This window comes from uncultured Flavonifractor sp. (assembly GCF_944383115.1).
Classification (GTDB): domain Bacteria; phylum Bacillota; class Clostridia; order Oscillospirales; family Oscillospiraceae; genus Flavonifractor.
Map to the genome: position 1 here is coordinate 1 of NZ_CALWOJ010000111.1, position 5935 is coordinate 5935.

Below are 5935 nucleotides of genomic sequence, written 5' to 3' on the forward strand. Positions count from 1 at the left end.
CGCATGATGCGGTAGGAGGGGCCCAGATCCTGCAGGGCATAGTGGCCGAAGGGCACCTCTCTGGCCCCCACCTTCCGCTTGTAGGAGATGGAATACACCCTGGGATTGTGGGGCCACACATAGTTTTTATAGCGCATTGCCGCCAGTCTCACAGCAGTTGAAACCCCCCGTCAAATCTCCGTGCGTCCCGCCGCACCAGCCGGTCCAGCCGCCGCAGCGTATCCTCGCCGCCGCTTGGTTCTCTGCCCGGCGGCTCCAATGTCACCACTTGGGTCTGCCGCTCCGCCGCCGGAAGGCCCGCCAAACTCACCCGTACTGCCTGATCCAGTCCCCAGGAGGCCTCTGTCAAGGCCCGGGCGGCTTCCGGCCCACTATCCGGCCAACGTTCTCCAGCCGGGTGCAGCGTATCCGCCCCCGCCGCCCACCGACGGGTCACTCCACCACCGTCCGTGCTGGAGAGACTGCCCGTCGCCGACAGCAGCAGTCCTTCTGTCCCATCCCTGCCATCCAGGTCGGGCAGGACCAATCCAATCGCGTTCTTCTCTCCCTCTTGGGAACCTCGCTCCTCTTGGGTAGGGGCCGGGACCCGCACCGGGCCGGTCTCCCAGGTTCCATCCCTTTCCTCATGCTCCAGCTGCTGCGCCAGCAGCTGTCCGATATAGTCGATCATGCCCTCTCCCCCCGCATCAGCTGTTCAAACCGCTCCTGATCGAAGGAGGCGTTCTGTCCACCCACGGTGGTCCCCGCCGGCTGTCCGCACACCGGGCAGCACACCTCCTCCGCCTTCTGCCGGCAGGAGGGGCACAGCTGCTCCAGTACTTCCTCCCGGTCCAGCATCAGGTTGAGGGCGCACCACAGGTAGTCTCTGGCCTTCATTTTTTGAGCCCGCTCCTCCGTGGGAAGGGCCCCAAACGTCTTGAGCACACGCCAGCGAAGGCGCTCATAAGGCGTATGCTCCAGGCTTTTTTTAGGGTCCGGGCCTCCTCCTCCCCATCCTCGGGGGAGGGATTTTCCGTCCGATCCAGCTCATCCCACAGCCGGGCCAGGTCTGCCACCTCCCGGGCGCTGAGATGTTCCAGCACCGCCCGACCTGAGGAGAACAGGGGCTTGCCGTTCTCCTCCAGGGCGCGAGCCAGCAGGCAGGCATTGGCGCACAGAGCCCGCTCCCCTTCGCCCTGAGCCAGTTCCTCCCCCTCCCGGCGTGCCTCCAGCACCTCCAGGGCGGAGAGCAGCCGCAGCTGGGTGCCGTCCTCCAGGGTCAGCCGGTCTTTTCGATTCAGCAGGGACTCCATCTTGCAGTCTCCCCCACTCATACCGCCGTCTCGATCCGCTTGGCCGCCACCACCGTGATCTTTTCCACTACCATGGCCCCCAGGGCTCCGGTCTCGCCGATGGTACTCCACTGACAGCCGGAGTAGATGATCTTCCGGTCGGGCTTACAGATCACCAGGCTGAAATCCTCCAGATCGTGGAAGTTGATGCCGTCCCGGATGGCCTCGTCGGTAGCGTACAGCCGGGTCAGTTCCAGCACATGGGTGCGCTGTCCGGGGATGGTAGCCACCGGCTCTTCCTCGCCGAAGGCCTCCACGCTCTGGCTGGAGCGGGTGGTTTTGGCGGTGTAGCTCTGGACCACCGCCACCTTCTTCCCGTCGATCTCCAGATAGATGTCGCTGCTGGTGGGAAAACCTGAAATTTTCATGTGCTTCCCTCCTTATACCGTGATGTGGGCGGTGAGCCAGATCTGGTTGAGGCCGTGGGCCACCGTAAAGGTGAAGTCTACCAAGCAGACAGTGGGATTTTCCGTGTCCGCCTCCACCGTCACCTGATCGTAGCCAGTAATGATCTCCCTGGCCAGCTTGTTCTCCAGCTCCAGCACCACCTGGGAGCGGATGGCCCCCCGTGTCTGCTCCGTGTTCTTGGTCCTGCGGAACTTGGCCCGCAGGGAGTTGCGAATGGTGGGGATCACGTCATCCACAATGCGGATGGTAGTCAGTTCCCGCCAGGTGGCGTCCTCCGCCTCTCCAGTCTTGGTGCGGGTGGTGACACCCCGCACCACACTGACCACGCCGCTCACATTTTCCAGGGGGGTAACGCCGCCCCGCACTAGGGTGTCGATCTCGGTGTCGGCGTACCGGGCCTCCATCCCCTCCAGGCCCTTCAATTCCGCGCCGCCCAGGGGGATGGCGGGGTCGCTCTCTCCGGCAATGGCCCCCGCCACCGCGGCAGCTGCCAGACCGGTGTCGTCGCCGGGGGCCACCAGCACCACCCGTTCGCTGTTGAGCCCTTCCGCCCGCTGGACCAGGGCCTCCACATTCTCGTTCTGGGCGCCGCCTACCACGGCAATGCGCTCCCGTCTGGCCTGGGATGCGTCGCAGACGCTCTGCCGCAGAGCCTGCTGGACGGTCAGTTCCGTGCTGTCGCACACCACAAGATCGATGTCCTCCTCCATAGCCAGCAGATCAAAGGCCCCCTGATAGTCCTCCTCTCCGCTCACAGGCACCGCCATTACCTTGGCCGCGCCGTTGCGGAAGAGGATCTGGACCAGCTTGGTCAGGTTCTCCTCCTGACCAAACTGGGTCACCGCGTCCTCATAGCGGTTGAGGGCGTATAGCTTGCCGCTCTCCCCCTCGGTCACCAGGCCTACCAGGCCCACCGTGCGGCCGCCGCTGCTGCCGCTGATCACGGTGGAGGCGTCGTAGCTGGAGTACACCCCCGGCCGTTCATGGATCGTCATACTCAAATCCGGCTCTCTCCTCTCACAATAAAGTCCAGGAAGGCGCCGCCCTCCTGAGCCACCGCATACAGGTAGCCCCGGCATACCGCCTCCACCGTCCGGTGGTAGAGGCCTGCCCCCTGGTCAAATTCCGTCTCTCCGCAGGAGAGTTCCTGGAGGGTGAGGCCGGGCGGTCCCTCCCGCTGCAAGGCCTCAGCCATCCGGTCGAAGGTCTCCTGGATACCCGTCGCGCCGCAGCCCTGGGGAGCGTACAGATCCAGCCCGAAGGTGAGGACGATCTTCCTCCCGTACAGCTCCTGCCACTGGCCGCTCTCCTGATCGTACCGCTCTCCCAGGTAGTCCCGGAACCCCTCCGGCCCTCCCTGGCAGGCCCGGAGGGAGACGGCAGCCACCACTCCGTCCCTCCGGGCCCGCCGCGTCTCCGGGTAGGCACATTGGGCGTCGATGCCCTGCCCCTGCAGATAGTCCGCCATCCGCTCCCGGATCGTTCCAAAGTCCATCCTTCTCCCCCGCTTCCGTCTATGGATCTCTTTTGTAGGGGCCGATGCCCTCATCGGCCCGTTTCAGCCCCGTAGGGGCGACCTTTATGGTCGCCCGCCACACTGTTCCAAGTCCCGCTCAGTCCCTGACCGCCAGCAGCCCCCACCAGTACACCAGCTTCTCTCCCAGGTATACCGGCTGTGCGCTGCGTACCGTAAAGGTCAGATCCCCCCAGGCGATGTATCCGTCGCCCAGCTCATCCAGAGCTATCTCCGGCCCGCCCAGACAGATCCACCGATCCTGCCGTACCAGGCCCAGGGGGGTAGGCTGCCGCTGGAAGAAGTCTGTTCCCTTCTCCAGTACGGGCTGGAGGAAGGCCCGGCATACCGTTCCTTCCTCCCCGTCCTGACGATGGAGGGTAACGTTCTGACCATATCTGGATAAAATCTGTCTCCAGCGGTCGGTCATCCCTCCACCCCCCGGAACACGAAGTGCCGGTCTTTCAGATAGGGTCCCAGTACCATCTCAGCCTGGAGGCGGAGGGCGGCGGAACGTTCCCGCTCCTCGCCGCTTTCTCCCTCCCGGATGGTGACGCTTCCGGCAGTGAACTCCATGCCGCCGTATGCCTGTCCACCCGTCAGTCCGGCCAGGGCCAGCCAGGCGCACCCCAGCGCAAAGGCCTGTCCGCAATCCTCCGGGGTCACGCCGTCCCGCAGCCTGCCGGTCATTTCCTGTTCTGCAGCCCGGCACAGCGTCTCCAATACCGGCATTTGATCCTCGCTCACCTGGCCCAACGTCCGGGCCAGGGCCATGATCTCCTCCATCATTTCAGCTTCAGCACCTTGGCCGCGTCGGTAAACAGCTTGGCAAAGCCGGAGATGGAGGTGATGGCGGCCCGCTCCAGCTGGCGGTCAATGAGCTTGTCATACTCCACCATCACGTCGGAACCCTGTACCATCTCCAGGGCGTAATGCTTGTCCAGGCCGATGAGCTTGCCGCTCTCCAGAGCGGAGGTGCGCAGCAGGGTGGCCCCCAGGGGGGTGGCCAGCTTGCCGGTGCCCTGGAAGTTGAGGCCGGTCATGGGATTCTGGAACTCGTCCATCTTGAGCATCTGGCGCATCATGTCGCCGGACACCAGCAGGGTGTTCATCTCATAGGGGTCAAACTGAGCCCAGAAATCCACCAGATCGTCGTAGGTCAGACTGCCGGAGGTGCCGCCAATGGGGTCGGAACCCACGGTAAACTCCTGGGCAGGATTGTCGTTGCCGTCGCCGTTGAGGAGTACGTCGATGGCGTCCTCCAGGTGCATCCGGTTGATGTGGGCGCCGATCTGCCGCAGGGTGACGGAGAACAGGTCCAGCTTCTGATAGCGGATGGCCTCGTAGGAGGCCACCAGCATCCGGCCCCGCTTGTGGAGCTTGACCAGATTCTCCTGGGTCTTGACCTGGGTCTGGGGGATAGTGGCGCCCTCCTCCACATAGCGCAGGGCCTTCTGGTCGTCCTCAGGCACCGAGGCAATGGAGCGGTAGTCCATGCCGTCGAACTTGGTAACGGCGGCAGTGATGTGGGGCAGCAGGTCGGCCTCCTCCATGCCCTGTCGCACCGACCGGGCGATGTACTCAGGGAAGAGGACGGCGGACTGGCTGGTGGAGAAGAACTTTTCCACCACGTCGCTGCCCGCGCCCTTCACCTTGATGTCAAATCGCTTGAGCTGACGCTGATAGGCGTCCAGGCCCTCCAGAGGAGTGCCCTTGTACTGCTCCGAGGGGTCCTCCCGCTCCAGCACCTGGGCAAAGGTGCGGCCCGCCTCGTTGTACATACCCTTTTCCAGTCTCAGATTGTCAAACCGATAGCTCATATTCCCATCCTCCCTTTCTTACAGACGCACCACAGCACCGTCGGTCTCCACACGCACCACCAGGTGCTCCACACCGGCGGAATCGTTCTTCTTTACCCCGCCGGCGCTGTCAGCGGACAGCTTGACCCAACCCGCCTGGATATCCTCGCCGGTGGCGGCCACCTTTACCAGGCCGCCCAGCTGGACGGCGGCATAGCCGTCCTCGGCAGACAGGGCCACGCCGCAGAACTTCTCGCCGTCGGTACAGGGGCCCACCGTGCCGTCCTCCGTCACCTTGACCACCTGACCGGCGATCACACCCTCGTCGCAGGCAAAGGTAGCCACCACTTCGCCAATGCCTTCAAAAGAAATCTTGCTGCTCATGTTTCTACTCCTTTCTTTTTGTCGGGGCCAATCCCCGTCATTGCGAGCCAGTGCGCACACTGGCGCAGCAATCCGTTATCGTCGGTTTCAGATCAAAAACGCTCCGTCTCGTCCCTCCGCCGGAATCTGTCGCTCCCATGCGGGCAGCTGGGTCTCCATTCCCCATGCCTTGTCCACCTGATCCTCAAAGGCTTTTTTGAGGGCGTCCAGTTCCGGTTCTTCCAGCTGCTGTACAATGTTCTTCAGCACCGCCTGTTCCAGTTTGAGCCCGGCCGCGCCGCCCAGGCGCACCACCTCGTCCTTGAGCTGCTGTATGTACTTGCGCCCCAGGGCGGCCTCCCGCTCCAGCCGTTCCATGTCCTGTCTCATACTCTTCATCACCCCCGCATTTTTCTGGGCCGGTACCGCCACAAAGGACCACTCGTAGGCGTCGGTGGCGTGGACCAGATCGGCCCAGCACAGCTTGCCGCCGTACTCCCTGCCCTTCTCATGGGCGCACC

10 protein-coding genes and 1 pseudogene are annotated in these 5935 nt (G+C 63.8%); all 11 read right to left on the bottom strand.

The window, feature by feature from the left end:
* Positions 1-148 precede the first annotated feature (148 nt).
* Positions 149-670 (bottom strand): hypothetical protein, encoded by a 522-nt coding sequence (locus tag Q0K43_RS09905; protein WP_297290376.1) that lies wholly within the window; start codon positions 668-670, stop codon positions 149-151.
* Positions 667-876 (bottom strand): molybdopterin oxidoreductase, encoded by a 210-nt coding sequence (locus Q0K43_RS09910; RefSeq protein ID WP_297290377.1) that lies wholly within the window; start codon positions 874-876, stop codon positions 667-669. Before Q0K43_RS09910 ends, Q0K43_RS09905 begins: the two co-directional genes overlap by 4 nt.
* On the bottom strand, positions 873-1292 hold the full coding sequence (locus Q0K43_RS09915) for a hypothetical protein (protein WP_297290378.1): 420 nt from the start codon (positions 1290-1292) through the stop codon (positions 873-875). Before Q0K43_RS09915 ends, Q0K43_RS09910 begins: the two co-directional genes overlap by 4 nt.
* Before the next feature lie 17 nt (positions 1293-1309).
* Positions 1310-1699: a hypothetical protein gene (locus Q0K43_RS09920; protein ID WP_297290379.1), complete on the bottom strand. Its 390-nt coding sequence runs from the start codon at positions 1697-1699 to the stop codon at positions 1310-1312.
* A 12-nt stretch (positions 1700-1711) separates the two neighbouring features.
* Positions 1712-2734 carry a phage tail sheath C-terminal domain-containing protein gene (locus Q0K43_RS09925; RefSeq protein ID WP_297290385.1) on the bottom strand — a complete coding sequence of 341 codons (1023 nt, stop codon included), beginning with the start codon at positions 2732-2734 and terminating at the stop codon, positions 1712-1714.
* A gap of 2 nt (positions 2735-2736) precedes the next feature.
* Positions 2737-3234 carry a hypothetical protein gene (locus Q0K43_RS09930; RefSeq protein WP_297290380.1) on the bottom strand — a complete coding sequence of 166 codons (498 nt, stop codon included), beginning with the start codon at positions 3232-3234 and terminating at the stop codon, positions 2737-2739.
* Between the two features lie 118 nt (positions 3235-3352).
* Positions 3353-3682 (bottom strand): hypothetical protein, encoded by a 330-nt coding sequence (locus Q0K43_RS09935; RefSeq protein WP_297290381.1) that lies wholly within the window; start codon positions 3680-3682, stop codon positions 3353-3355.
* Positions 3679-4041, bottom strand: a complete 363-nt coding sequence (locus Q0K43_RS09940) for a hypothetical protein (protein WP_297290382.1) — start codon at positions 4039-4041, stop codon at positions 3679-3681. Before Q0K43_RS09940 ends, Q0K43_RS09935 begins: the two co-directional genes overlap by 4 nt.
* Positions 4038-5072 (bottom strand): phage major capsid protein, encoded by a 1035-nt coding sequence (locus tag Q0K43_RS09945; protein ID WP_297290383.1) that lies wholly within the window; start codon positions 5070-5072, stop codon positions 4038-4040. The genes Q0K43_RS09940 and Q0K43_RS09945 overlap by 4 nt, the downstream gene beginning before the upstream one ends.
* Positions 5073-5090: 18 nt before the next feature.
* Positions 5091-5435, bottom strand: coding sequence for a hypothetical protein (locus Q0K43_RS09950; RefSeq protein WP_297290384.1), 345 nt, complete (start codon positions 5433-5435; stop codon positions 5091-5093).
* A gap of 87 nt (positions 5436-5522) precedes the next feature.
* Positions 5523-5935, bottom strand: a pseudogene (locus tag Q0K43_RS09955) (hypothetical protein); the annotation flags it as partial.

Coding starts and splice junctions, on each gene's coding strand:
- Q0K43_RS09905 (WP_297290376.1), bottom strand. CDS start 670: ATGATCGACTATATCGGACAGCTGCTGGCGCAGCAGCTGGAGCATGAG.
- Q0K43_RS09910 (WP_297290377.1), bottom strand. CDS start 876: ATGAAGGCCAGAGACTACCTGTGGTGCGCCCTCAACCTGATGCTGGAC.
- Q0K43_RS09915 (WP_297290378.1), bottom strand. CDS start 1,292: ATGGAGTCCCTGCTGAATCGAAAAGACCGGCTGACCCTGGAGGACGGC.
- Q0K43_RS09920 (WP_297290379.1), bottom strand. CDS start 1,699: ATGAAAATTTCAGGTTTTCCCACCAGCAGCGACATCTATCTGGAGATC.
- Q0K43_RS09925 (WP_297290385.1), bottom strand. CDS start 2,734: ATGACGATCCATGAACGGCCGGGGGTGTACTCCAGCTACGACGCCTCC.
- Q0K43_RS09930 (WP_297290380.1), bottom strand. CDS start 3,234: ATGGACTTTGGAACGATCCGGGAGCGGATGGCGGACTATCTGCAGGGG.
- Q0K43_RS09935 (WP_297290381.1), bottom strand. CDS start 3,682: ATGACCGACCGCTGGAGACAGATTTTATCCAGATATGGTCAGAACGTT.
- Q0K43_RS09940 (WP_297290382.1), bottom strand. CDS start 4,041: ATGATGGAGGAGATCATGGCCCTGGCCCGGACGTTGGGCCAGGTGAGC.
- Q0K43_RS09945 (WP_297290383.1), bottom strand. CDS start 5,072: ATGAGCTATCGGTTTGACAATCTGAGACTGGAAAAGGGTATGTACAAC.
- Q0K43_RS09950 (WP_297290384.1), bottom strand. CDS start 5,435: ATGAGCAGCAAGATTTCTTTTGAAGGCATTGGCGAAGTGGTGGCTACC.